This window comes from Pseudonocardia nigra (genome assembly GCF_019396355.1).
Classification (GTDB): domain Bacteria; phylum Actinomycetota; class Actinomycetes; order Mycobacteriales; family Pseudonocardiaceae; genus Pseudonocardia; species Pseudonocardia nigra.
Window position 1 is genome coordinate 1 of sequence record NZ_JAHKRK010000111.1, and the last position, 24,065, is coordinate 24,065.

The 24,065-nt window shown below is 74.5% G+C and carries 23 protein-coding genes and 1 pseudogene; 4 read left to right on the forward strand and 20 right to left on the reverse strand.

Going from position 1 to position 24,065, the window contains the following annotated elements; all coding sequences use genetic code 11:
• Positions 1 to 278: 278 nt before the first annotated feature.
• The 3 genes and pseudogenes from lspA to KME75_RS23960 all read right to left on the reverse strand — a co-directional run bounded on the left by lspA (position 279) and on the right by KME75_RS23960 (position 3,287).
• Positions 279 to 866, reverse strand: a complete 588-nt coding sequence (lspA, locus tag KME75_RS23950; protein ID WP_219417143.1) for a signal peptidase II — start codon at positions 864 to 866, stop codon at positions 279 to 281.
• A gap of 51 nt (positions 867 to 917) precedes the next feature.
• Positions 918 to 2,384: pseudogene (locus KME75_RS23955) on the reverse strand (potassium/proton antiporter); the annotation flags it as partial.
• A gap of 72 nt (positions 2,385 to 2,456) precedes the next feature.
• Positions 2,457 to 3,287, reverse strand: coding sequence for an alpha/beta fold hydrolase (locus KME75_RS23960; protein WP_219417124.1), 831 nt, complete (start codon positions 3,285 to 3,287; stop codon positions 2,457 to 2,459).
• 134 nt (positions 3,288 to 3,421) lie between these two features.
• On the opposite strand from KME75_RS23960, the gene KME75_RS43580 reads away from it, so the two are divergent.
• Genes KME75_RS43580 through KME75_RS46075 form a run of 3 tightly spaced genes read left to right on the forward strand, consistent with a single transcriptional unit; the run spans position 3,422 to position 6,198 of the window.
• On the forward strand, positions 3,422 to 4,732 hold the full coding sequence (locus tag KME75_RS43580) for a sensor histidine kinase (protein WP_246632722.1): 1,311 nt from the start codon (positions 3,422 to 3,424) through the stop codon (positions 4,730 to 4,732).
• Positions 4,729 to 5,412, forward strand: coding sequence for a response regulator (locus tag KME75_RS23970; protein WP_219417125.1), 684 nt, complete (start codon positions 4,729 to 4,731; stop codon positions 5,410 to 5,412). The genes KME75_RS43580 and KME75_RS23970 overlap by 4 nt, the downstream gene beginning before the upstream one ends.
• Before the next feature lie 3 nt (positions 5,413 to 5,415).
• Positions 5,416 to 6,198, forward strand: a complete 783-nt coding sequence (locus KME75_RS46075) for a DUF4097 family beta strand repeat-containing protein (protein WP_219417126.1) — start codon at positions 5,416 to 5,418, stop codon at positions 6,196 to 6,198.
• 63 nt (positions 6,199 to 6,261) lie between these two features.
• Here the strand turns inward: KME75_RS46075 and KME75_RS23980 are convergent, their stop codons facing one another.
• The 3 genes from KME75_RS23980 to KME75_RS46080 form a co-directional block, all read right to left on the reverse strand.
• Positions 6,262 to 6,636: a hypothetical protein gene (locus KME75_RS23980; RefSeq protein WP_219417127.1), complete on the reverse strand. Its 375-nt coding sequence runs from the start codon at positions 6,634 to 6,636 to the stop codon at positions 6,262 to 6,264.
• A gap of 4 nt (positions 6,637 to 6,640) precedes the next feature.
• The gene (locus tag KME75_RS23985) at positions 6,641 to 6,832 is read right to left on the reverse strand and encodes a methyltransferase domain-containing protein (protein WP_219417128.1); all 192 of its coding nucleotides are present in this window, start codon (positions 6,830 to 6,832) and stop codon (positions 6,641 to 6,643) included.
• Between the two features lie 182 nt (positions 6,833 to 7,014).
• Positions 7,015 to 7,965, reverse strand: a complete 951-nt coding sequence (locus tag KME75_RS46080) for a Clp protease N-terminal domain-containing protein (RefSeq protein ID WP_219417129.1) — start codon at positions 7,963 to 7,965, stop codon at positions 7,015 to 7,017.
• 68 nt (positions 7,966 to 8,033) lie between these two features.
• Here KME75_RS46080 and KME75_RS23995 point away from each other — a divergent pair, with 68 nt between their 5' ends.
• Positions 8,034 to 8,387: an excisionase gene (locus KME75_RS23995; RefSeq protein WP_219417130.1), complete on the forward strand. Its 354-nt coding sequence runs from the start codon at positions 8,034 to 8,036 to the stop codon at positions 8,385 to 8,387.
• On the opposite strand, the gene KME75_RS24000 is transcribed toward KME75_RS23995, so the two are convergent.
• The 14 genes from KME75_RS24000 to KME75_RS24065 all read right to left on the reverse strand — a co-directional run.
• Positions 8,384 to 8,659 carry a DUF167 family protein gene (locus tag KME75_RS24000; protein ID WP_219417131.1) on the reverse strand — a complete coding sequence of 92 codons (276 nt, stop codon included), beginning with the start codon at positions 8,657 to 8,659 and terminating at the stop codon, positions 8,384 to 8,386. The two genes, KME75_RS23995 and KME75_RS24000, sit on opposite strands and share 4 nt — an antisense overlap.
• A gap of 37 nt (positions 8,660 to 8,696) precedes the next feature.
• The gene (gene ileS / locus KME75_RS24005) at positions 8,697 to 11,873 is read right to left on the reverse strand and encodes an isoleucine--tRNA ligase (RefSeq protein WP_219417132.1); all 3,177 of its coding nucleotides are present in this window, start codon (positions 11,871 to 11,873) and stop codon (positions 8,697 to 8,699) included.
• 409 nt (positions 11,874 to 12,282) lie between these two features.
• Positions 12,283 to 13,428 (reverse strand): prolipoprotein diacylglyceryl transferase, encoded by a 1,146-nt coding sequence (locus KME75_RS24010; protein WP_219417133.1) that lies wholly within the window; start codon positions 13,426 to 13,428, stop codon positions 12,283 to 12,285.
• 59 nt (positions 13,429 to 13,487) lie between these two features.
• The gene (gene wag31 / locus KME75_RS24015) at positions 13,488 to 14,357 is read right to left on the reverse strand and encodes a DivIVA-like cell division protein Wag31 (RefSeq protein ID WP_219417134.1); all 870 of its coding nucleotides are present in this window, start codon (positions 14,355 to 14,357) and stop codon (positions 13,488 to 13,490) included.
• 50 nt (positions 14,358 to 14,407) lie between these two features.
• The gene (locus KME75_RS24020; RefSeq protein ID WP_219417135.1) at positions 14,408 to 14,698 is read right to left on the reverse strand and encodes a YggT family protein; all 291 of its coding nucleotides are present in this window, start codon (positions 14,696 to 14,698) and stop codon (positions 14,408 to 14,410) included.
• A gap of 4 nt (positions 14,699 to 14,702) precedes the next feature.
• Positions 14,703 to 15,404, reverse strand: coding sequence for a cell division protein SepF (locus tag KME75_RS24025; RefSeq protein WP_219417136.1), 702 nt, complete (start codon positions 15,402 to 15,404; stop codon positions 14,703 to 14,705).
• Between the two features lie 56 nt (positions 15,405 to 15,460).
• Positions 15,461 to 16,192, reverse strand: a complete 732-nt coding sequence (locus tag KME75_RS24030; RefSeq protein WP_219417137.1) for a YggS family pyridoxal phosphate-dependent enzyme — start codon at positions 16,190 to 16,192, stop codon at positions 15,461 to 15,463.
• 156 nt (positions 16,193 to 16,348) lie between these two features.
• Positions 16,349 to 17,074, reverse strand: a complete 726-nt coding sequence (pgeF, locus tag KME75_RS24035; RefSeq protein WP_219417138.1) for a peptidoglycan editing factor PgeF — start codon at positions 17,072 to 17,074, stop codon at positions 16,349 to 16,351.
• Entirely contained in the window at positions 17,071 to 18,591 is a 1,521-nt protein-coding gene (ftsZ, locus tag KME75_RS24040) for a cell division protein FtsZ (protein ID WP_219417139.1), read from the reverse strand. The genes pgeF and ftsZ overlap by 4 nt, the downstream gene beginning before the upstream one ends.
• 135 nt (positions 18,592 to 18,726) lie before the next feature.
• Positions 18,727 to 19,479 (reverse strand): cell division protein FtsQ/DivIB, encoded by a 753-nt coding sequence (locus KME75_RS24045; protein ID WP_219417140.1) that lies wholly within the window; start codon positions 19,477 to 19,479, stop codon positions 18,727 to 18,729.
• Positions 19,476 to 20,813: a UDP-N-acetylmuramate--L-alanine ligase gene (gene murC, locus KME75_RS24050; protein ID WP_219417145.1), complete on the reverse strand. Its 1,338-nt coding sequence runs from the start codon at positions 20,811 to 20,813 to the stop codon at positions 19,476 to 19,478. Before murC ends, KME75_RS24045 begins: the two co-directional genes overlap by 4 nt.
• Before the next feature lie 122 nt (positions 20,814 to 20,935).
• Positions 20,936 to 22,099: a UDP-N-acetylglucosamine--N-acetylmuramyl-(pentapeptide) pyrophosphoryl-undecaprenol N-acetylglucosamine transferase gene (locus KME75_RS24055; RefSeq protein WP_219417141.1), complete on the reverse strand. Its 1,164-nt coding sequence runs from the start codon at positions 22,097 to 22,099 to the stop codon at positions 20,936 to 20,938.
• Positions 22,096 to 23,466: a putative lipid II flippase FtsW gene (ftsW, locus tag KME75_RS24060; protein WP_219417142.1), complete on the reverse strand. Its 1,371-nt coding sequence runs from the start codon at positions 23,464 to 23,466 to the stop codon at positions 22,096 to 22,098. Before ftsW ends, KME75_RS24055 begins: the two co-directional genes overlap by 4 nt.
• The coding region (locus KME75_RS24065) for a glutamate ligase domain-containing protein (RefSeq protein ID WP_281424656.1) at positions 23,463 to 24,065 on the reverse strand (603 nt) is incomplete at its 5' end. The genes KME75_RS24065 and ftsW, both read right to left, overlap by 4 nt.

Genomic DNA, 24,065 nt, shown 5'->3' on the forward strand with positions numbered 1-24,065 from the left:
CGTCACGTTCCGCTGGGCGGTCAACAAGCAACTCCGCGACGCCGTCTGCGACTTCGCCGCCGACTCCCGCCGAGCCAACCCCTGGGCCGCGCACCTCTACAACCAGGCCATCGCCCGCGGCAAGGACACCCACACGCCACCCGCATCCTCGCCCGCGCCTGGCTCTACGTCATCTGGCACTGCTGGCACGACCACACCACCTACGACCCCGCCCGCCACGGAGCCCTCCAACGACTCCTCAACCAAGATCAACCGGCGGCGGCTTGACACAGGGCTACTCATGCCGCCTCCTCGTCCTTCGCGTCCTTCGCGTTCTTCCGGTCCGCCGTGCGGGTGCCGTCCAGCTCCCGCCCGAGCAGGGCCAGCAGCACCAGCAGCACCCCGCCGCCGACGATCGAGGAGTCGGCGACGTTGAACACCGGCCACGCCCGCCCGTCAGGGGCGAACAACGACACCATGTCCACGACGTGGCCCTGCAGCGGACCGGGCGCACGGAACATCCGGTCGGTGAGGTTGCCCAGCGCCCCGCCGAGCACCAGGCCCAGTGCCACGGCCCATCCGGTGGACCACAGGCGCCGCGCCACCCGGACGATCACCACCACAACGGCGATCGCGACGATCGTCAGCAGCCACGTGTAGCCGGTGGCCAGCGAGAACGCGGCGCCGGGGTTGCGGACGAGCTGGAGGTAGACCAGCCCGCCCAGCAGCTCCACCGGTTCCCGGCCCTCCAGCTGCGCCACCGCGATCACCTTCGTGACGATGTCGGCGGCGAGCACCAGTACGGCGATCAGGGACAGCAGCCGGACCCTGGGGGCCGTGGCGATGCTCGGGGCACTCACTCCCCCATCTTCCCTTGCACGTCGCATCGGCCACCGCCAGGGCGACGACGCGCCCGCCCGCGGCTCGGCCTGCTCGAGCTCGGCGCGCCAGCCGGCCAGCCTGCCGCGCTCGTCGACCGCACGGATCCGCTCCTCCGCGGCGGGCCGCGCGTCCAGGGTGGTCACGACGAGCAGCTGGTCGAGTTCCCGCAGCCGGGTCTCGCTGGTGGGGGTGAACGCCTCCTCGCCACGGACCACGAGGCTGACCGTGGCTCCACGGGGCAGCCGCAGCTCGCGCAGATACACCCCGCGCAGCTTCGATCCGACGGGCACGCACACCTGCAGCAGGTCGGCGCTCAGCTCGTCGAGCGGCGCGGCGTCGACCGCGAGCCGGCGCGGTTCCACGCCGCTCGCCACCCCGAGCCGGCGCGCGACCCACGGCAGCGTGGTCCCCTGCAGCAGCGTGAGCACGACGACCAGCACGAACACGACGTCGACGAGCGCCTGTGCGCTCGGTGCGCCCTCGACGAACGCGATCGTCGCCATCACGATCGGCACGGCCCCGCGCAGGCCTGCCCAGGACAGGAACGCCTGCTCCCGCCACGGCACCCGGAACGGCGCCGCCGCGGCGACCACCGACAGCGGCCGGGCCGCGACGATCAGCACCACGCCCGCGATGAGGGCCGGGACGACGGCGTCCATCAGGCGGGGCGGCGACGCGAAGAGCCCCAGCATCACGAAGAGCCCGATCTGCGCGAGCCAGCCCGTGCCCTCGGCGAAGGAGTGGACGCCGCCGCGGTGCGGCAGGTCGGAGTTGCCCAGCACCAGCGCGGCGACGTACGTGGCGAGCAGCCCGGAGGCGTGCGCGAGCTGGCCCGTCGAGTACGCGAGGACGCAGACGGCGATCGTCGCCAGCGGGTAGAGGCCGGTGGCGGGCAGCGCGGCGCGGCGCAGCGCCCACGCGCCGCCCAGGCCCAGGAGCGCGCCGATCGCCCCGCCTGCGGCGAGCTCGTAGGCCACGAGCAGTGGGGTGAGCCACGTGATCGGGTCACCGGACGCCAGCAGGATGACCGCGAGCACCACCGGCGCATCGTTCGCGCCCGCCTCGAGCTCCAGCGCCCCCGCGAGGCGCCGCGACACCCCGGCCCCGCGCAGCACGCTGAACACCGCGGCGGCGTCGGTGGAGGACAGCACCGCGCCCCACAGGAACGCCGTGCGCCACTCCAGGTCCAGCACGAGGTGCAGCGCCGTGCCGACCACCGCGATGCTCACGACCACCGCCACGGTGGACAGCGCCACCCCGACCCCGAGCGACGGACGCACCGCCTGCCACCGGGTCGTCAGCCCACCCTCGGCGAGGATGAGCACGAGCGCCGCGAGGCCCATCGAACCGGTCAGCGGCGCGTCGGAGAACTGGACCCCGATGACCGACTCGCCCAGCAGCATCCCGATCGCGAGGTAGAGCAGCAGCGACGGGAGCCCCAGCCGGACCGACGCCCGCACCGCGATGACCCCGAGCAGCACGACGGCGGCCACGACCCCGAGCAGGACCTCCAGGCTCGGCATTGGGCCACCTCCGCCCCGTAGACGGTATCGGCGCAGGTGGGAGCACGCGCAGGGTGACCTCCCCGATCGGGGTCAGCGCGCGTCGAGGTGGGCGGTGATGGCGCCGAGCAGCCCCGCGGGATCGTCCTCCTGCACGAGGTGGCCCGCCCCGGGCAGCAACACGAGCTCGGCGCCGGGGATGCGTGTGACGAGCTCGCGCCCGTGGTCGAGCGGGAGCCAGGTGTCCTCCTCGCCCCAGCACACGGTGACCGGGCAGTCGATCTCGCCGTAGCGGTACTCCATGTCCTCGGTGTGCCGCGGGCCGACCTGCGCCATCTGGCGGTAGAACGCGCGCAGGCCGAGCTCGGTGAGCCACGGCTGCGCGAGCCGCTCGGCGGTGGCCGGGCGCAGCCCGGAGGCGGACGCCGAGGCGATGTACTCGTGCACGATCGCGCGGTGGAAGTTCGCGGGCAGCGCGGCGAACACGTCCTCGTTCGAGCCGAGCAGCCGGAAGAGCGCCGTGCCCCACCCGCCGACGGACACCGCGTCGGCGAGGAACAGGCTCCGCGGCCGCAGGCCGTGCAGCACGGTCGCGCGCAGCGCGACGGCTCCGCCGATGTCGTGCGCCACCACGTCGGGCGCCGCGATGCCCCAGTGCGCGACGAGCCGGAGCAGGGCCCGGGCCTGGGCGTCCAGGTCGACGCTGTCGGCCTGCTCGGTGATCGACTGCCCGTACCCGGGCATGTCCCAGAGGTACACGGTGTGCCGGCGCGCCAGCACCCGGGCGATCGGGGCCCAGATCGCGCTCGAGAACGGGGTCCCGTGCCCGAGCACCAGCGGCGGGCCGGACCCGAGTCGGTCCCACGCGATCGGGGGGCCGGCGCCGTCGTCGAGGACGTGGGCGAGGACGTGTCCGTTCGTCATGTGTCTCCCGGATCCGAGGTGGTCACCGGCAGCCTCCTACCCCTCGCGGCCGACGCCGACCCGGGGGTTGTCCCCACCCCCGACCGGCCACCTACCGGATGGTCCCTCCCCGTCGATCTCCTTAACCTTCCCCCATGGCCATCACGACGTCGCCCGGCAGCGTCTCCGCGCCGCGGCCCGATCCGCTCCGCGCGCTGCTGGCGCCGTCGACCTGGCTCGCCGCCGCCCACCTGCTCCTCGACGCCGTGGTCGGCGCGGTCTACGCGTTCGTGCTGCTGTTCGGGCTGTTCTTCACGCTGGTGCTGCTGCCGTTCGCGATGCTCGGGATCCCGGTCTGGATCACCACGACCTGGGTGAGCGCCGCGATGGCGCGCATCGAGCGAGCGCGGTACCGCCTGCTGCTGGGCGTCGACATCGAGCCCCAGCCGATGCCGCCGGGCGACCGCCACCCGCTGCGGTACTCGGGTGCGCTCCTGCGCGACCCCGGGGTCCGCCGCCGGGCCGTGCACCAGCTCGTCGCCTGCCCGCTCGGCGCGGTGACCTCGGTGATCACGTTCCTGCTGCCGTCGTTCGCCCTGATGCTGCTCGCGCTGCCGGTGCTCGCCTGGCTGGTGCCGCCGGACGACACGGTCGTGTACGGCATGTCGATCGCCGACAACAGCACCGGCCGCGCGGTCCTCGCCGGGTTCGGGCTGATCCTGCTGCTCGTGGTCCCCGCCGTGGTGCGCGGGCTGGTGGCGCTCGACGTCGCGGTGGCCCGCACGCTGCTCGGATCCGTGCCCGGTGCGCTGGCCCGGCGGGTCGACGAGCTCGAACGCAGCCGCGCGCGGATCGTCGACGCCGGGGAGGCCGAGCGGCGCAGGCTGGAGCGCGACCTGCACGACGGCACGCAGCAGCAGCTCGTCGCGCTCGGGATGACGCTGGGCCGGGCCAAGGCCCGCTACGCCACCGAGCCCACGGCGATCGGCGACCTCCTCGACGACGCGCACCAGCAGGCCAAGGACGCCGTCACCGACCTGCGGGGGCTGATCCGCGGCCTGCACCCCCCGGTCCTCACCGACCGCGGCCTCGACGCCGCGCTGTCGGCCGTCGCCGCGCGGTGCCCGGTGCCGGTGGACCTCACCGTCTCCCTCGACGAGCGGCCGAGCGCGACCGTGGAGGCGATCGGCTACTTCGTGGTCGCCGAAGGGCTCACGAACGTGGCCAAGCACGCGGGCGCCTTGCGCGCGGCGGTGACGGTCCGCCGGCAGGGCGGCGGCCCGGTCTGGATCACGATCACCGACGACGGCGTGGGCGGCGCCGACCCCGACCGCGGCACGGGCCTGCGCGGGCTTGCCGACCGGGTGTCCGGCGTAGACGGTCAACTGCAGGTGGACTCCCCGGTGGGCGGCCCCACCGTGCTCACCGTCGAGCTGCCGTGCGTCTCGGCGGGACTCGCCCGATGAACGAGCCGGCGAGCGAATCACCGATACAGCGCGGTGCCCGCGTCACCGTCGCCGAGGACTCCGTGCTCCTGCGCGAAGGGCTGAGCCGGCTGCTCGCCGACGCCGGCTTCACCGTGGCCGACGCGGTCGGCGACGGCGAGGAGCTGCTGCGCGCCGTCGGCGCCGACCAACCCGACATCGTCATCGCCGACGTACGGATGCCCCCGACGCACTCCGACGAGGGCCTGCGCGCGGCGCTGGTGATCCGGTCGCGCTGGCCGTCGATCGCCGTGCTCGTGCTCTCCCAGTACGTGGAGGAGCGCTACGCCACCGAACTGCTCGCCGGTGACACCCGCGGGGTCGGCTACCTGCTCAAGGACCGCGTCGCCGACGTCGAGAGCTTCGTCGAGGCCCTGCACCGCGTCCGCGCCGGTGGCACCGCGCTCGACCCCGAGGTCGTCTCGCAGCTGTTCGCCCGCTCCCGCCGGGCCGCCCCGCTCGCCGCGCTCACGCCGCGCGAGCGCGACGTGCTCGCGCTGATGGCCGAGGGGCGCTCGAACAGCGGCATCGCCGAGGCGCTCGTCGTCAGCGAGGGGGCGGTCGAGAAGCACATCAGCGGGATCTTCAGCAAGTTGGAGCTGCCCGCCGCGCTGACCGACCACCGGCGCGTGCTCGCCGTGCTCAAGTACCTGGAGGACTGAGCCGTGACGATCCCCCTGCAGACCGCCAAGCCGCGGCGCGGCATCGTCGTCGCGGCGGTGCTGTTCGTGCTGCTCGTGATCGCCACCGGCACGGCCAACCTGCTCTCCCAGTTCGTGCAAGGGACCTTCCATCAGACCGACACGCTGGTGCCGCGGGGCGACCGGTTCACCGTGCAGGGAGCAGCGGGCAACGTCACCCTCAACCCCAGCCCGGACGGCAACGTCCACGTCCGCACCACCGTCCACTACGGGATCAGCAAACCGGAGTTCGTCCAGCGGTCCACGCCCACCGGAGTGCTGCTGCACACCCGCTGCGACGGCCTGCTCGCCACCCGCTGCGACGTGGACTACCTGATCGAGGTGCCGCCGTCGTTCGCCGTCGACGTCGAGCTCGAGGCGGGCGAGGTGAGCGTCAACGGGCTCGCGGGACCCGTGACCGTCGACGTGTCCGCGGGCGACGTCACCCTGCTCGACGTGTCGGGAGCGCTCGACGTGAGCAGCTCCTCCGGCGAGATCAGGGGGTTGGGGCTGCGCAGCGCCGTGGTGCGGGCCGACACGTCCTCCGGCGACGTACGCATGGAGCTGATCGACCCGCCGCAGAGTGTGCGGGTGGACGTCGGCAGCGGCGAGGTCGACCTCGCCGTGCCCGTGGACGTGGACTACCGGGTCGACGCCGACACGGCTTCGGGCGAGGAGCGCATCGCCGTGCCCGTCCGGACCGGGTCGGACCGCACGATCACCGTGGACGGCGGGTCCGGCGATGTCCGCATCCGCCCCGTCCGCTGACCCCTCCCCCGCGAGTCGGGGCCTACGGGTGCGCGAGTCGGGGCGTGAGTGCGGCGACCGCGGTCAGGCCGCCGGCCAGACGAGCGTCGCCGCCGTCCGAGGCCAGGGGAGGAGGGCGGCGGCCACCTCGGGCACGCGCTCGGGCGGCAGGCACAGCCGCCGCGTCACCCACTCCGGGTCCTGGCGCGGCGGGCCGGCCCGCTCCCACCGGTGCACGGCGGGTTCGATTCCCAGCTCCCGGAGCACGGCGACGGCGTCGTCGGTGGTGGCGGGCGGGGGCCGGTGCAGGCCGTGGAACCGCACCCAGAGCGGGTCGAGCCACGCCATCGGGTGTTGCCCCATCATCTCCACCACCACCCCGCGGCGGGCGGCCGCGGTGAGCGCGTGCAGGAATGGCGGCAGGTCGACGACGTTGTGCAGCACGTGGTGCGACACCACGACGTCAGCGCTGCCCGCTTCGGCCGCGGCCGTCGGGCCACCGGCCCAGGACCGTTCGGTGGGGGATCCCGCGGGACGCCGCCTCCGCGGCGAACGCGTCGAGCATGTCCTGCTGCCGGTCCACGCCCGTGAGGTGCGTGGCCCGCGCCGCCACGGCGAACGCCGCGGCCCCGCCCCCGCAGCCGACGTCGAGCACGGTGCCACCGTCGGCCAGCAGGTCGAGCGCGGCCCGCCGGGACGGCGTGTCGGCCGGTTCGGACGGCGCGGTGAAGTAGGCGACGTCGTGCCGCCAGGGGTCGCCCGCGGCCCGCGCGAGGATCTCCGGTGGGATGCCGCGGCCGTCCTACAGCTCCCGCCAGCGGGCCGCCGCGGGCGCCGTCACGGCCTGCGCCTGCCACGCAGCCGGTCACGCAGTGTGGACCGGGCGGGCGCGGCGTCCGGCTGCGGGTTCAGCGCGGCCTCGAACGCCTCGATCGCCTGCTGGATCGCGCGGAACAGAGTGATGAACGGACCGGCGAGCGCACCGCCGCCCTCGAGCGTGCCGCCTGCGTCGTCGGTGATCCGGCGCAGCGCGGCCACAGTGTCGGGGTCGGTGATCCGGAGCGCGGCGCCGTCCGCGTCGATCTCCCAGCGCATCGTGGCCGCCGCCGCCTGTTCCGGCGTCGCGTCCGCGGTGCCCGCCACGTCGAGCGCGTCGATCCGCTCAGTCACGGCGTCCTGGGTGACGCCGAGCGAGGCGAGCGCCCGGCCCGCCATGCTCGAGTCGAGGCGGGCGAGCGCCTCCAGAAGGTGGTGGCTGCCCAGCGGCGCGCCCGCAGCAAGCTGCTCGGCGAGGGCGAGCACCTGATCGGCGGCGGGCGTGCGCGGACCGGCCGGGGATGCGCCCGACCGCTTCCCTGCGGCGATCACCGCGGCCCGGATCTCGGACGACGGCCCACCCACCTGCGTAAGGATCTTCGCGGCCACCCCGCGGCCCTCGGTCAGGATCGCGAGGACGAGGTGCTCCGGGCCGATGTGGTTGTCGCCCCGGCGCAGCGCCTCGCGCAGCGAGAGCTCCAGCACCTCCTTGGCGCGCGGCGTGAACGGAATGTGCCCGCTTCTCCCCGTCGTGGGTTCGCCGCACCCGATCATCTGCTCCGCCGCAGCCCGGACGGCGGACGCAGTACAACCGAGCCGGTCCAGCGCCCGGCGTACGCCCACGTCGTCGGGCAGATGGACGACGCCGAGCAGGAGATGCTCGGTGCCGATGTAGTTGTGCCCGAGGTCCCGGGCCTGTTCCTGGGCGAGCACGACGACCCGCCGTGCTTCTCCCGTGAACCTCTCGAACATGATGTGATGGTCGCAACCCTGTCAATACGGTGTCACTGGCAAGGGCGCGACTGACAAGGAGGGGTGCCGTGGACAGCGAGTGGGACGCCCGGCTGGCGGCATGGCGCGAGGAGCTCGAGCTGCTGGCCAGGGTCGAGGGAACGACCTGGCTGCCGGTAGCCGACGCCGCCGCTCGCATGGGGATGTCCCGGTCGGCGCTGCGGGCGTGGTATCGACAGGGCGAGATCGCGTCCCGGCTCGTGGACGGGCCGCACGGCCCCCAGCGCCTGGTCCCGCTGGAGGCGGTGACCGAACGGGCCGAACGCTCGGCGCGGATCCGCAGGCGCACCGAGCGGGAGATCAGCCTCGAGGCGCAGGTGGCCCTGTTGCGCAGCCGCGTCGACCAGCTGGAGACCCGGCTGGCCGCGCTGGAAGGCAACTAGCGCAGGAGCTCGCCGAGGCGGGCCCGCAGGCGTGTCTCGTCCCCGTCGAGCGCGAGGACCTTGTCCCGGCTCCGCGCCCCGGACACGAGCTCGACCTCGCCGCGCCGCAGGTCGAACGCGCCGGCGACCGCCGCCAGGACCGCGGCGTTGGCCGCGCCCTCCACCGCGCGCGCCCGCACCGCGACGAGGAGCGCGGGGCCGCGCGGCCCGTCCCAGCGCCCGCCGACGTGCTCGGCCCGGGCGCCGGGACGCACGCGAACGGCCACGTTCATGACCCGACTCGCGGGCGCCCGCGCCCCGACTCCCGGGTCAGGACGTGCGGGCGACCCGGGCGCGGACCTCGGCACTGCCCCCGTCGGGCGCCGCGACCGCGCCCGCGAGCGTGGGCTCCGCGACCTCGGCGTAGGCCACGGATTCCGCCAGCACCTCGCCCGCAACGAAGGCCTCGTGCGCGCGGACGGCGTCGAGCACCGGCGCCGGGCCGTCGAGGGTGAGGGCGATCCGGTCGGACACGTCGAGCCCGGCGTCGCGACGGGCCTGCTGCACCACCCGGACGACGTCGCGGGCCGTGCCCTCGGCCGCCAGCTCCGGGGTGACCGCCGTGTCGAGCACGACGAGCCCGGTGGAGCCGGGCAGCGCGGCGGTCGAGTCGGGGTCGGCGGCCACCAGCTTCTCGGTGAACTCCCCCGCCAGCAGCGTGATCCCGCCCGCGGTGACGGTGCCGTCGTCGTTCGCCGTCCACTCCCCCGCCTTGACGGCGCGGATCACCTTCTGCGTGTCGCCGCCCAGCCGCGGCCCGCAGGCGCGCGCGTTCACGGCCACCTCGAAACGCCCGTGGGTGGCGACGTCGGTGGTGAGCACGACGTCCTTGACGTTCACCTCGTCCCGCAGGATGTCGGTGAACGGCGCGAGCGAGTCGGCGTCGGCAGCGGCGACCGTCAGCGTGGCCAGCGGCAGCCGCACCCGCAGGCCGCGGGCCTTGCGCAGCGACAGCGCCGACGACGCCACCTGCCGCACCCGGTCCATGGTCGCCACCAGCTCGCCGTCGTGCGGCAGTTCCCCGGCGCCCGGCCAGTCCGCCAGGTGCACCGACCGGCCGCCGGTGAGCCCCTGCCAGATCTTCTCCGTGGTGAGCGGCAGCAGCGGCGCGGCGACCCGACAGGTCACCTCGAGCACCGTGTGCAGGGTGTCGATGGCGTCGGCGTCGCCCGCCCAGAACCGGTCGCGCGAGCGCCGCACGTACCAGTTGGTGAGCGCCTCGGCGTGGTCGCGCACCCGCTCACAGGCGCCGGCGATGTCGTAGACGTCCATGGCCGCCGTGACGTCGTCGACGAGCGAGGCCGTGCGGGCCAGCACGTACCGGTCGAGGACGTGGGTGGAGTCGGTTCGGAACGTGCCGGTGCGCCCGGCCGCCCCCGCGTACAGCGACTGGAAGTACCAGGTGTTCCACAGCGGCAGGATCGCCTGCCGCACCCCCTCGCGGATCCCCTGCTCGGTGACGACGAGGTTGCCGCCGCGCAGGATCGGCGACGACATGAGGAACCAGCGCATGGCGTCGGAGCCGTCGCGCTCGAACACCTCGTTGACGTCCGGGTAGTTGCGCCGCGACTTGGACATCTTCTGCCCGTCGTCGCCCAGCACGATCCCGTGCGCCACGCAGGAGCGGAACGACGGCCGGTCGAACAGCGCCGTGGCCAGCACGTGCAGCGTGTAGAACCAGCCGCGGGTCTGCCCGTTGTACTCCACGATGAAGTCGCCGGGGTAGTGGTGCTCGAACCACTCCCGGTTCTCGAACGGGTAGTGCACCTGCGCGAACGGCATGGAGCCCGAGTCGAACCAGCAGTCGAGCACCTCGGGCACCCGGCGCATGGTCGAGCGCCCCGTCGGGTCGTCCGGGTTGGGCCGGGTCAGGTCGTCGACGTACGGGCGGTGCAGGTCGGTGGGCCGCACGCCGAAGTCGCGCTCGATCTCGTCGAGGGAGCCGTAGACGTCGGTGCGCGGGTACGCCGGGTCGTCGCTCACCCACACCGGGATCGGCGAGCCCCAGTACCGGTTGCGCGAGATCGACCAGTCGCGGGCGCCCTCCAGCCACTTGCCGAACTGCCCGTCGCGGACGTGCTCGGGCACCCAGGTGATGTCCTGGTTCAGCTCGACCATGCGGTCGCGGAACTTCGTGACCTCGACGAACCACGAGTCGACTGCCCGCTGGATCAACGGGTTGCCGCAGCGCCAGCAGTGCGGGTACGGGTGGTCGTAGGTCTCGTGGCGCAGCAGCACGCCGTGCACGTAGGGCGCCGTGCCGTCCTTGAGGTCCCGGACGATTGCCGAGTTGGCGTCGAACACCTGCATGCCCTCGTAGGGGGCGACGCGGGCGTCGAACTCGCCGCGGGTGTCCACCGGCACCACTGCCTCGATGCCCGCCGCGTCGGTGATGACCTTGTCCTCCTCACCGAACGCCGGCGCGATGTGGACGATGCCGGTGCCGTCCTCGGTGGTGACGTAGTCGGCGGCGAGCACGCGGTGGGCGTTCTCCCACCCGGCGAAGAAGTCGAACGGCGGGGTATAGGACAGGCCGAGCAGCTCGGTGCCCGGCAGCCGCCGCAGCACTTCCGGCTCCTCGCCCAGCTCCCGCGCGTACGCGGCGACGCGGGCGCTCGCCATCACGTACTTCTCGCCGTCGGCGGAGACCAGTGCGTACTCCACCTCCGGGTGCACGGCCATCGCCAGGTTCGACGGGAGCGTCCAGGGCGTGGTGGTCCAGACCAGCGCGAGTGCGCCGTCGAGGTCGGAACCGGGCGCGGTCAGCCGCAACCCCACCGTGACGGCCGGGTCCTGCCGGTCCAGGTAGACATCGTCCATCTTGGTCTCCGTGGCCGACAGCGGGGTGCCGTCGTGCCAGCAGTACCAGAGGACGCGGAAGCCCTGGTAGACGAGACCCTTGTCCCACAGGGTCTTGAACGCCCACATGACGCTTTCCATGTAGTCCAGGTCGAGCGTCTTGTAGTCGTTGTCGAAGTCGACCCAGCGCGCCTGGCGGGTGACGTACTCGCGCCACTCGCCCGTGTAGCGCAGGACCGAGGTGCGGCAGGCCTCGTTGAAGGCCGCGATGCCCATCTCCTCGATCTCGGACTTGTCCTTGATCCCGAGCTGGTGCTCGGCCTCCACCTCGGCGGGCAGACCGTGGGTGTCCCAGCCGAACCGGCGCTCGACGTGCTTGCCGCGCATCGTCTGGTAGCGCGGGACGACGTCCTTGACGTACCCGGTGAGCAGGTGCCCGTAGTGCGGGAGACCGTTGGCGAACGGCGGGCCGTCGTAGAAGACGAACTCGTTGCTGCCGTTCTCCCCGGCGGGACGCGCCTCGACCGAGGCCACGAAGGTGCCGTCGGCGTCCCACGCGTCCAGCACCTCGCGTTCGAGCGCAGGGAAGGACGGGTGCGCCGGAACGGCGGGGTAGCCGGACTTCCCGGCGGTGGCGTCGGCGGTCATACCGTGGTGCTCCTCGTGCGGCGTCGGTCGTTCGCGTGCCTGCACGGGGACGACGCTCGCGCGCCGCGGTACCACCCCGTTTGCCGTCCGTGCCGTGGACGGCCTCTCGTTCGGCGGCTGTGACGGGCCGCACCCGTCCGGTTCTACTCCGGGCGTGGGGCGCCCGTTTCTTCCGGAGGCTCCCCGGTGATGGCCGGATCAACGCCTGTGGGTCGTGCTGGTGGTGATGTGCCGTCCAGGGTAGCGCCGGCACACCACCGGTTATTCCGCCGGGTCCCCCGACGACCACTTCCAGGAGGCGGCCCGGGAGGTCAGCAAGGTGGCCTTACTGCCGCCCAGTGGCAGTATTGCCACCTTGCTGGCGTTCGGGTCGGGCCTCCGCCGCGGCGATCCGGGTCGCGGGGACGGGTCAGTGCGCCGCGGCGGGGTGGCGCTCGGCCAGCGCGCGGTCCGGGCTGCACCAGCCGCACGGGGTGAAGCCGAGCTCGACGGCCTCCCGCGCCGGCAGCGGGATCAAGGGCTTGCCTGCCAGGTACCGGCAGCCCTCGATGTGGTAGCGCGGCTGCTCGTCGACGACCAGCACCTCGTCCTCGAGCCCGGCGACGAGCGCGGCCGCCGCGGGGTCGCGGGTCTCCTCCGGCGGGTCGCCCTCGGGTCCGGCGGGCGGCACGGCGGCGTCGTCCGGGGCGGGTTCGGCGGGCCGGTCGGCGTCGACCGGGGGGCCGGGCACCTCGGAGCGCTCCTCGTCCGGTTCCTCGACGGCGCGCTCGGGTCGCTCCTCGGCCGCGTCGGGCCGCTCGGGGGCGGTGCCGGTCGCGGCGTCGGGGGCGCGCTCGGGGATCCGGTCGCCGTCCCCTCGCTCAGGGGACTCGGCCGCAGCGGATCCGGGCCCGGTGGATTCGGACGCGCCGGATTTGCGGACGCTCAACTCCGACGTCCGGGCGGGCACCGCGGCCACGACCGTGGGCTGCGCGTCCGGCGGCGCCGGCGCCTCGGCGGCGGGCCCCTCCTCGGACTTCTCGGGCCGTGCCCCACCTTCGCGTGCCGGAGGGGTGGATTCGGAACGGTCCGCACCCGATTTGGTGACGCTCAGTGACGAATTACCGCTCGATCCGGTGCTGGCGGCGGTAGCGCCGGACGGTCGGTCCGCAGAGCCGGGCGGTTGGACGATGGGCATCACGACGGTCTGCTGAGCGTCGGCGGCAGCGTCGCCGCGGGCATCGTCGAACCGGGCGTCGTCACCGCGATCCGCGGCGTCGGCCGGAGGAGCCGACACCGGGGCAGATCCCGACCTCGGGATGACCGGGAGCACCTCGGTGACCGACTCGATGTCGGTGCGGGTGCCCGCCGCCCGGGGCGCGTCGGTCTCCCGGGTGGCCGGCTCGGCGCCCGCCTTGACCGCGTTGCGGCGCTGCAGCCAGTCGAGCAGCAGCACCACCGCGGCGAGGACGCTCACGCCGACGGACACCCAGGCCCAGGTCACGCTGCCGGACAGCAGCGCGACCACCAACAGGCCGAAGGCGATGAGGACGAGGATCAGGACCAGCAGCAGCACGATTCACTCCGTGTGCGGCGGTACGGCCCCTCTGCCGCACCGCCCTTCTAGATCGCGGGTCAGCTGCCGGCGTCGGCGCGCTGGCCGTAGCCGGTGGACGCGTAACCGCCGTTCGAGCTCGACCTGCTGTCGGACGGGGCCGCGGATCCGCGCTCACCCAGGTCCCTGAGCTGGGACTCCAGGTAGGTCTTGAGGCGGGTGCGGTACTCGCGCTCGAACGTGCGCAGCTCGTCGATCTTCTTCTCGAGGACCGACTTGTCGCGCGTGATCGTGCCGATGATCTCGGCCTGCTTGCGTTCGGCGTCGCCGACCAGCGTGGCGGCCTTGTCGCGCGATTGCCGCTCCAGCGTCTCGGCGCGGGTGCGAGCGTCGTTCAGCATCGTCTCGGCCCTGGCCCGGGCGTCGTTGACGAGGCCGTCGGACTTGGTCCGGGCCTCCGACAGCAACTGCTCGGCCTTGGTGCGGGCGTCGGTGAGCATCGTGTCGGCCTCGGTCTTGGCCTCGGCGGTGAGCCGCTCGGCCATCTCCTGGGCCATGCTCAGCACCTTGGCGACCTGGACGTGGTGGTCGCCCTGCTCACCCGTGTCGGCCAGCGCAGGCGGCGGCGCCGACATGGAGCGCTGCGGCTCCATCGGACGCAGCGGCGGCTCGACCGGCCGCTGGATCTGCTGGGTGGGCGGCGACACCGGCGCACCAAGGGACGGAGCCGGCCTCGACCGGGCCTCCTCAAGATCGGCCTGCGCGTTCCCGAGGCGCTGCTCGAGCTGGGAGACCTGCTCGCGCAGGTCCTCGTTCTCCTCGATCAGGCGAGCCAGCTCGGCCTCGACCAGGTCCAGGAACGCGTCGACCTCGTCCTCGTTGTACCCCCTCTTACCGATAGGGGGCTTGCTGAACGCGACGTTGTGGACGTCGGCGGGCGTCAGCGGCATCGGATCACCTCATGCAGTCCTCGGCGGCGGCACCGTGTGACTGGGGCTCACTACGGCGTCGGCTGGGCAACGTTCATCAGTATGAACACGACCAACAGCAGAACCATAATCGACAGGTCCAGTCCCACGCCGCCGATCCGGACGACGGGGATCACTCTCCGCAACAACTTGACTGGCGGATCGGTGGCGGTGAAGATCAACTCGAGGGCGACTGCGCTGGGACCGGCCGGCACCCACTGGCGGGCGAAGCTCCGCACGAGCTCCACCACGATCCGGCCGATGAGCAGCAGCCAGAAGAAGAAGAGCACGTAGTACAGGACGAACTGGATGGCGAGGGGCACGCCGTCAATCCTGGCGGAAGATGTTCCGTTCGGCGAGCTTTCGCGCGTCGTCCGCCGACACCTCGATGTCCGCGGGTGTGAGAAGAAAGACTCGGCTGGTGACCTTGTCGATCGAGCCCCGGAGCGCGAAGGCCAGCCCGGCGGCGAAGTCGACCAGCCGCTTGGCGTCGGCGGCGTCGAGCTCGGTGAGGTTGATGATCACCGGAACGCCGTCGCGGTAGCGCTCACCGATGGTGCGCGCCTCCTTGTAGCTGCGGGGCTGCAGCGTGGTGATGCGGCTGAGCGCCGCAGCGCCCCGCGCCGCGCGATCGCGCTGCTCGGGCACGGCGGGCGGGGCCGACGGGACGGCCCGTAGCGGCTCCTGGAGCGCGGCGTCGGGGTCGATCGCGAGCGCGCCGCGCACCACGGACTGCCCCACCCCCGACGGCCCGGGCTGCTGCCCCGGGGTCGCCGCGCGCGGCGCCCGCTCCACGGCGACCGGCCGCTGCGGCCGGCGGTCCCACTCGTCCTCGTAGCGATCGCGCTCGAGACCCTCGTCCGGGTAGGAGTAGCGGTCGTCCCACCGCTCGTCGACGTAGTCGCGCACCGACCGCTCGGCCCGGCGCGGGTCGGCGTACCGCTCGACGACGGGCTCGTCGGCGTACTCCTCCATCTCATCGGCGGGCACCATGCCGAAGTAGGCCTTGAGCCGGTACATCGCGCCCATCGGTGCTCCCATCCTCGACGCCCCCGACGCCCCGGCCGCTCCCCGGCGGCCGACGATCACGGGGAGGTTAACCGTCGTTCCCCCACAAGGGCTGTTCCGACACGCACGACACCCGATCCGTGACGGATCGCGGCTTCCAGATCGCCGCTCATTCCGGCCGACAACGCGCTGGCCTGCGGAAACGCGGCGTGCAGCGCAGCGGCCGCTTCGGCGACGTCCGCGAACGCCGCGTCCGGGTCGGACCCGAGCGGAGCCACGGACATCAGCCCGGCCAGGTGCAGCCCGGCGCAGGAAGCGACGTGTTCGGCGAGCGGCAGGAGCCCGTCGCGGGCCACACCGTGCCGCGCGGGGTCGCCGTCGACGCTGTACTGCAGCAGGACATCGAGCCGATCGGCGCGCCCACCGGCGTCCTGCTCGCGGCGGACGGCGTCGTCGAGAGCGTCGGCGAGCCGGACGGAGTCCACCGATTCCACCCGGTCGGCCCAGCGCGCCACGGCCTTCGCCTTGTTCCGCTGGAACCCGCCGACGAAGTGCCACCGCGGCGTCGCGTCCGGTCGCAGGTCGGCCACCTCCGCCACCTTCGCCCCGGCCTCCTGGGCGCGGTTCTCGGCGAAGGCCGTGAGACCGAGGTCGACCAGCATGGCGACGTCGGACGCCGGCACGGTCTTCGTGACCGCCAGCAGCGCCACCTCGGACGGGTCCCGGCCGGCGGCAGCGCACGCGGCGGCGATCCGCTCGCGCACGGCGGCGAGCCTGGTGGCGAGCTCCTCCCGGCGGTCGTCCCGCACGTCTCTCCTCCTGGAAGGGCGGTCGTGGACGGCAGCAAGGTGGCCATACTGCCGTCCAGTGACAGTATTGCCACCTTGCTGGCACCCGCCGGGGCGGCCACGCGGGGGCGGCCACGCCGGGGCGGCCACGCTCGCCGTTTGGTCGGGCTTCTGCGGCTAGCTCGGGTCCAGCCAGGTGATCGCGGCCTGGCGGCCCGTGCGCGCGGCGCGGCGGTGGCTGTAGAGGTCGCGGGTCTCCAGGGTGCACCGCGGGTCGCCGCCGATGCGGCCCACGCCCAGCGCGGTGAGCTGGTGGTAGAGCCCGGCGCGCAGGTCCAGGCCGGGGGTGCCGCGCCGGGTCCGCACGGCGCTGCCGGGCAGGCGCGCGTCCATCTCGGCGCGCATGGCCTCGGGCACCTCGTAGCACCCCCCGCAGATCGCCGGGCCCAGCAGGACCTCGACGGAGCCCACGCGCGCGCCGAGGGCCTCCATGGCGGCCACGGTGGCGGGCAGCACGCCCGCTGCCGACCCGACCCGGCCGGCGTGCGCGGCGCCGACGACGCCGGCACCCGGGTCGGCGAGCAGCACGGGCACGCAGTCGGCGGCCAGCACCGCCAGCCCGACGCCCGGCAGCGCCGTGACCGCGGCGTCCGTGTCCGGGATGTCCGGGGCGTCGGGCGCGGGCACGGCGTCGACGGTGGCGACCCGCGTCCCGTGGACCTGCTCGAGGAACACCACCGGGACGCCCAGCTCGGCGGACAGCCGGGCCCGGTTGGCCGTCACGGCGGCCGGGTCGTCGCCGACGCCTGCGGAGAGGTTGAACGTGGAGAACGCACCGCTCGAGCGCCCGCCCGCCCGGGTGCTGACGACCCGGCGGACGCGGCCCTGTCGAGCGGGGCTCACCGCTTCATGAAGGGCGGCACGTCCACGTCGTCCTCGATGTCGTGGACGTCCACCGCCTGCGGGAACACCGGTGCCGGGCGCTCCGGGGTCATCCCCGGCACGGTGCGGGCCCCGTCGGTGCCGGTGGCCAGGTGCTCGGCCCCGAGGTCCCGGCGCGGGACCTCCGGCTGCCGCGGCACCGGAGGCGTGTACGACGTGGAGCCGGCTGCCGGGGCGGCGGGCGGCAGCGTGCCGGTCTGGTTCGGGGTGCTCGGCTGCGCCGGCGGGCTCTGCGGGGCCGGCTGCTGGACCGGTGCCGGCGCGGGGTGGGCGGGCGCCGGGTGGGCCGGCGGGTGCACGTTGCCCGGCTGGCCTGCCGCGCCGGTGCCGTTCCCCGCCGGGTTGCCGTGGGGCGGCGCGGGGGGCGCGGACGGCGCGGCCGGTCCGCCGGCCGCCGGCGGTTGGGCCGGGGCGGGTGGGGTCTGCGGCGCGCCCTGTCCGGTGCTGCCGCTGACGCCCGGCGCGACGACGCCGGCGACGCGCTTCTCGGGCGAGCGGAACGCGGTCGGCTCCAGCTTCTTGTGCGTGGGGCCGCCCGACTCGAAACCCGCGGCGATGACGGTGACGCGCACCTCGTCACCGAGCGAGTCGTCGATCACGGTGCCGAAGATGATGTTGGCCTCGGGGTGGGCCGCCTCCTGCACCAGCGACGCGGCCTCGTTGATCTCGAACAGCCCGAGGTCGGAACCGCCGGCGATCGACAACAGCACGCCCTGGGCGCCGTCCATCGACGCCTCCAGGAGTGGCGAGTTGATCGCCTTGCCCGCGGCCTGCACGGCTCTGCCCTCCCCCCGGGAGGACCCGATGCCCATCAACGCGCTGCCCGCCCCGGACATCACGCTCTTCACGTCGGCGAAGTCGAGGTTGATCAGGCCGGGGGTGGTGATGAGGTTGGTGATGCCCTGCACACCGGAGAGCAGCACCTCGTCGGCGGAGCGGAACGCGTCCATCAGCGAGACACCCACATCGCCCAGCTGCAGCAGCCGGTCGTTGGGGATCACGATGAGGGTGTCGCACTCGGTGCGCATCGCGTTGATGCCCTCTTCGGCCTGCCCGGCCCGGCGGCGCCCCTCGAACGTGAACGGGCGCGTGACCACGCCGATGGTCAGTGCCCCGAGCTTGCGCGCGATCGACGCGACGACGGGCGCACCACCGGTGCCGGTGCCGCCGCCCTCGCCCGCGGTGACGAAGACCATGTCGGCCCCCTTGAGGACCTCCTCGATCTCCTCGCGGTGGTCCTCGGCGGCCTTGCGGCCCACCTCGGGGTTAGCCCCCGCGCCGAGGCCACGGGTCAGCTCGCGGCCGATGTCGAGCTTGACGTCGGCGTCGGACATCAGCAGGGCCTGGGCGTCGGTGTTCACCGCGATGAACTCGACGCCCTTGAGGCCGACCTCGATCATGCGGTTGACGGCGTTCACGCCGCCGCCACCGATGCCGACGACCTTTATCACGGCCAGGTAGTTGTGCGGGGGCGTCATGGCGCACCTTCCAGTCCAGCTCGGGTCCGACCCCGGGGGTCCGGGCCAACGCGATCGAACGCTAGGTCTCTCATCCGTCACGGTCCAGCAGGCGCGCCGCGGGCGCGCCAGCCCCCAACCGGGTCGATCTTCTCCTCAGGAGCGGATCGTGGGCAGGTCGGGGCTGGCCACGTCGTAGACGCGACCGGGCTGCGTGAGCAACGGCACCAGCGCCGCGCTCTTCTCCGCCGCCCGGTCCGGCGCGCCCCAGCGGACCTGGCGGTCCTCCGTGAGCTCCAGGGTCACCTGGGGCGGCGCGCCGTCGCGGGCGACCCTGGCCTCGACGCTCCGCACCTGGGCGCGCACGGTGTCCGGGAGCGCCGTGAGCACGGCCACGGCCCCGACGGTCGCGGGGTCGCCCGTCGCCGCGGGGAACGTCAGCCGGGGCAGCTCGGCGTCGGACGCCGCGCGGTAGACCACGCCGGTGGCGTCCACCAGTGCGAGGCCGTCCGGCGTCCGGGCCGTGGCGACCGGCACCCGCTCGGTGACGGCGATCGTGACCGTGTTCGGCCACCCCCGCGCCACCTCGGCCGTCGCCACGCCGGGCAGCTCGGCCACCCGGGCCGCGACGGCCTCGGTGTCGACGGCCGCGAGCGGCCCCCCGGGCACGACGGCCGCGGCGGCGAGCACCGCGTCGACCGGCACGGCCGCGGTCCCGGTGACCTGCACGTCTTCGACGTCGGCGAGCCCGGCGTCGTAGAGCAGGACGCGGCCGGTGAGCGCCAGCCCGACGAGCAGCAGCACCCCGGCGAGCACGGCGGCCAGCCGCCTGCGCCGGTAGTGCCCCGGGGACACCGGCCGGGGCCGGGGACGTGCCGGGGGCGGGCGCCGGGTGGCCTGGCGGGTCATCCCCGCTTCTCCAGCTCCACCAGGATCTCCGGGGCGAGCACGGTGACGTCACCCGCCCCCATCGTGATCACGAGGTCGCCGGGGCGGCCCAGGTCCGCCACCACCGACGGCACGTCCGACCAGCGCGGGACGAACCGCACCCGCTCCCGCGGCAGCGGGACGGCGTCGGCGACCAGCGCACCGGTGACGCCCGGCTCCGGGTCCTCCCGGGCGCCGTACACATCCAGGACGACGACCTCGTCGGCGAGCGCCAGCGCGGCGCCGAACTCGGCCGCGAACTGCCGGGTGCGGGAGTAGAGGTGCGGCTGGAACGCCACGACCACGCGGCCCTGCCCCTCGGCGACGTCGCGGGCCGCGCGCAGCTGCGCCGCGACCTTCGTGGGGTGGTGGGCGTAGTCGTCGTAGACGGCCACACCGGCCGCGCGGCCGCGGAACTCGAAGCGGCGCCGCACACCATCGAACGCGGCGAGCCCGGCGAGCAGGGTCTCGACGTCCGCCCCCAGCTCGGCGCCGGCCAGCAGCGCGCCGAGCGCGTTGAGCGCCATGTGCTCGCCGGGGACGGCGAGCCGCAGCAGGTGCTCGACGCCGTCGTGGCGGAGCACCACGCGTGCGCCGGGGCCGTCCGGCCGGAAGTCGACGAGCTGCGCGTCGGCGTCGTCCTGGCGCCCGTAGCGGCGCACCCGCACGCCCCGGCGCTCCGCCACTCGCGCCAGCGCGGCGGCGCCGGGGTCGTCGGCGCACGTGACGAGCGCGCCGCCGGGTCCGATCCGGTCGAGGAACTCCTCGAACGCGGCGACGTAGGCCTCGGGGCTGCCGTAGTGGTCGAGGTGGTCGGCCTCCACGTTCGTGACGACCGCGACCTTGGGCGCGAACGCGAGGAACGACGCGTCGCTCTCGTCGGCCTCGACGACGAAGATCTCGCCGGTGCCCTCGTGCGCACCGGACCCGGACGCTGCGAGGTCGCCGCCGATGGCGAACGACGGGTCCAGCCCGCAGTGCTGCAGCGCCACGGTGAGCATCGAGGTGGTCGAGGTCTTCCCGGCCGTGCCGGTGACGGCGGCGACCTGCCGGCCCGTCGTCAGCGCGGCGAGGGCCTGGGCGCGGTGCACGACCGCGAGCCCGCGCTCCCGGGCGGCGGCGAGCTCGGGGTTGGTGGCCCGGATCGCGCTGGAGACCACCACGGTGGCCGGCGCCTCGGGCAGGTGCGCGGGGTCGTGGCCGACCGCGATCCGGGCGCCGAGCGCGCGCAGGGCGAGCACCGTGCGCGAGTCCTTGGCGTCCGACCCGGACACCGCGAAGCCCCGGGCCAGCAGGATCCGGGCGATCCCGCTCATCCCGGCCCCGCCGATGCCGATCAGGTGCACCCGGTCGGCCAGCTCCACCGCGCTCGCCCGGTCGGCGCCGCCCAGCACGGGCCCTCCGGGCGGATCGGTCACGAGCTCGTTCACGCCTGCGTTCACTGCTGCCTCCAGACGCGGGGGTCGGGCCGCAGGACCTCGGTGGCCCTGTCGTCGCTGCCGACCGCGCCCCGCGCCGACTCCAGGTTGTGCCGGTACACGATGTCCAGGACGAGGCGCGCGAGGCGCTCGTCCGCGTCGGCGTGACCGGACGCCCGCGCGGCGGCGCCCATGGCGGCCAGCCTGCGCGGGTCGGTCAGCAGCGGGAGGAGCTCGGCGAGCGCGCGCTCCCCCGTGAGCTCGGCGTCCTCGACGAGCACCCCGCCGCCCGCGGCGACGACGGGCGCGGCGTTGAGCGCCTGCTCCCCGTTGCCGTGCGGCAGCGGGACGTAGACGGCCGGGAGCCCGACGGCGGTGACCTCGGCGACGGTCGTCATGCCGCAGCGGCCGAGCACGGCGTCGGCCGCGGCGTAGGCGAGGTCCATCCGCTCGATGTAGGGCAGCGGGACGTAGCCGGGGGCGGGCGGCGCGGCCTGTCCGCCGCGGCCGTGGGCGTGCAGCACGGCGACACCGGCGCGGACCAGCCCGGGCAGCGCCTCGGCGACCGCCGTGTTCAGCGTGCGGGCGCCCTGCGAACCGCCGAAGACCAGCAGCACCGGGCCGCGTGGCGGCAGCCGGAAGAACGCGCGGGCCTCGGCCCGCAGGGCCACGCGGTCCAGCCCGGTGATCGAGCGGCGCAGCGGCATCCCCACCACCTGCTCGCCGGGCAGCCCACTCCCCGCCACGGCCACCGCGACGGCCTCGGCGAAGCGGGCCCCGACCTTGTTGGCCAGGCCGGCGCGGGCGTTGGCCTCGTGGACGACGACGGGCACCCGCCCGCGCGCCCCGAGGTAGGCGGGCAGCGCCACGTAGCCGCCGAAGCCGACCACGGCGTCGGCATCCACCCCGGAGAGGACCTCCCGGACCCGCGCGACGGCGCCGCGGACCCGGCCGGGCAGCCGCAGCAGGTCGCCGCTGGGCTTGCGCGGCAGCGGCACCGGCGGGATCAGCTCGAGCGGGTAGCCCCGGGCGGGGATCAGCGTCGTGTCCAGGCCGCGTTCGGTGCCCAGCGCGGTGACCCGCGCGTCGGGGCGCAGCCTGCGCACGGCGTCGGCGAACGCGAGCGCGGGCTCGATGTGCCCGGCGCTGCCACCACCCGCGACCACGATCGACGGGCCGGTCACCGGACGCCGCTCCGGTCGGCGGGCCGGGCCGCGGGGGCGCGGTAGGGCTCGGGCAGCTGCAGCCGCAGCAGCCGCGCGACGCGGCCCTGCCCCTGCTGCTTCAGCGCGGCGATGGCCTCGGGCTCGTGCCGCGCCGCGTTGGCGAGCACGCCGAAGACGAACATGGTGACCACGAGCGAGGTGCCTCCCGAGGAGATCAGCGGCAGCTGCAGCCCGGTCACCGGCAGCAGCCCCACGACGTAGGCGATGTTGATGGCGGCCTGCGCGACGAGCCAGGTCGTGGACGTGGCCACGACGAGCTTGAACCAGGGGTCGGTGTTGCGCGCGGCGATCCGGATGCCGGTGTAGGCAAGCGTCGCGAACAGCGCGAGCACCGCGAACGCCCCGACGAAGCCCAGCTCCTCGCCGATGATCGCGAAGATGAAGTCGTTGTGGGCGTTGGGCAGGTAGCTCCACTTGGCCCGGCCCTGTCCGAGGCCCACGCCGAACAGGCCACCGTCGGCGAGCGAGTACAGCGCCTGCTGGGCCTGGAAACCCGCCCGCAGCGGGTCGACGCTGTCGGGGTTGAGGAACGCGGTGATCCGGCTCATCCGGTAGTCGGCGCTCAGCGCGAGCACGATGGCCCCGGCGAGCGCGCCGCCGCTCAGCGCGAGCATCAGCCGGACCGGGGCGCCCGCGAAGAACAGCAGCGCGACGAGCACGATGCCGAGCGAGATCGTCATTCCGAGGTCGGGCTGCAGCACCAGCAGCGTCAGCAGCACGACCGTGACCGGCACGACCGGCGAGAGCGCGTACTTCCACCGGTGCATCACCGCGCGGCGCACGACGAGCACGTGCGCGCCCCACAGCGTCAGCGCGACCTTGATCGCCTCCGACGGCTGCACCGAGAACGACTCGCCGATCGCGAACCACGCCTTGGAGCCGCCGCGCTCGACGCCGAACAGCAGCACCGCGACGAGCGACACCATCCCGATCACCAGCGTCGCCGGGGCGAGCGCGCGCAGCCGCCGCGGCGAGATGCGCAGGCCGAGCCAGAACATGAACAGGCCCGGGACGCAGAACATCAGCTGCCGGGTGAACACGGAGTACGACGAGCCGCCCGCGGTGAAGGACTCCACCGACGACGCCGACAGCACCATGACCAGCCCGAACAGCGTCAGCAGGCCGAAGACGCCGAGGATCAGGTGCAGCGAGGTGAGCGGGCGGCGCAGCCACTGCCCGAGCGCGGTGGCCGTGCGGCCGATCGCGGCGCGGAGGCCCGTGGGCCCCGGGCCGGCCGGTCGACGGGGCTGCCGGGGCCTGGCCTGGCGGGGCGTGGCCTGGCGGGACGTGGCCTGGCGCGTGCGCCCGGCGCCTCCGGCCGTCACGGCCGTTCCCCCGCCAGCGCCGCAGCTGCCTCGGCGAACGCCGCACCCCGGTGGGCGTAGTCGACGAACTGGTCCATCGAGGCGGCGGCCGGGGCGAGCAGGACGACGTCGCCCGGCCGGGCGAGGGCGGCGGCGCGCCGCACGGCGGTCGGCATGGGGCCATCGTCACCCGCCTCGACCTCCGCGACGGGGACGTCGGGCGCGTGTCGCGCGAGCGCGGCGACGACCTCGGCGCGGTCGGTCCCGATCACCACGGCGGCCCGCAGCCGGTCGGCGTGGCGGGCGACGAGGTCGTCGACGGAGGCGCCCTTGAGCAGCCCGCCGGCGATCCAGACGACCTTCGCGGGCGCCTGCGCGGTGAGCGCGGCGGCCGCGGCGTGCGGGTTGGTGGCCTTTGAGTCGTCGACGAAGCGAACGCCGTCGACGGTGGCGACCTCGGCCCCGCGGTGCGGGCCGGGCCGGAAGTCGTCCAGGCCCGCGCGGACGGCGTCCGGGCCGACGCCGTACGCGCGGGCGAGCGCGGCGGCCGCGAGCGCGTCGGTGAGGCCGGGCGGGCCGCCGGGGTGCACGGCCGCGGCGGGGGCGAGCTCGCCCCCGCC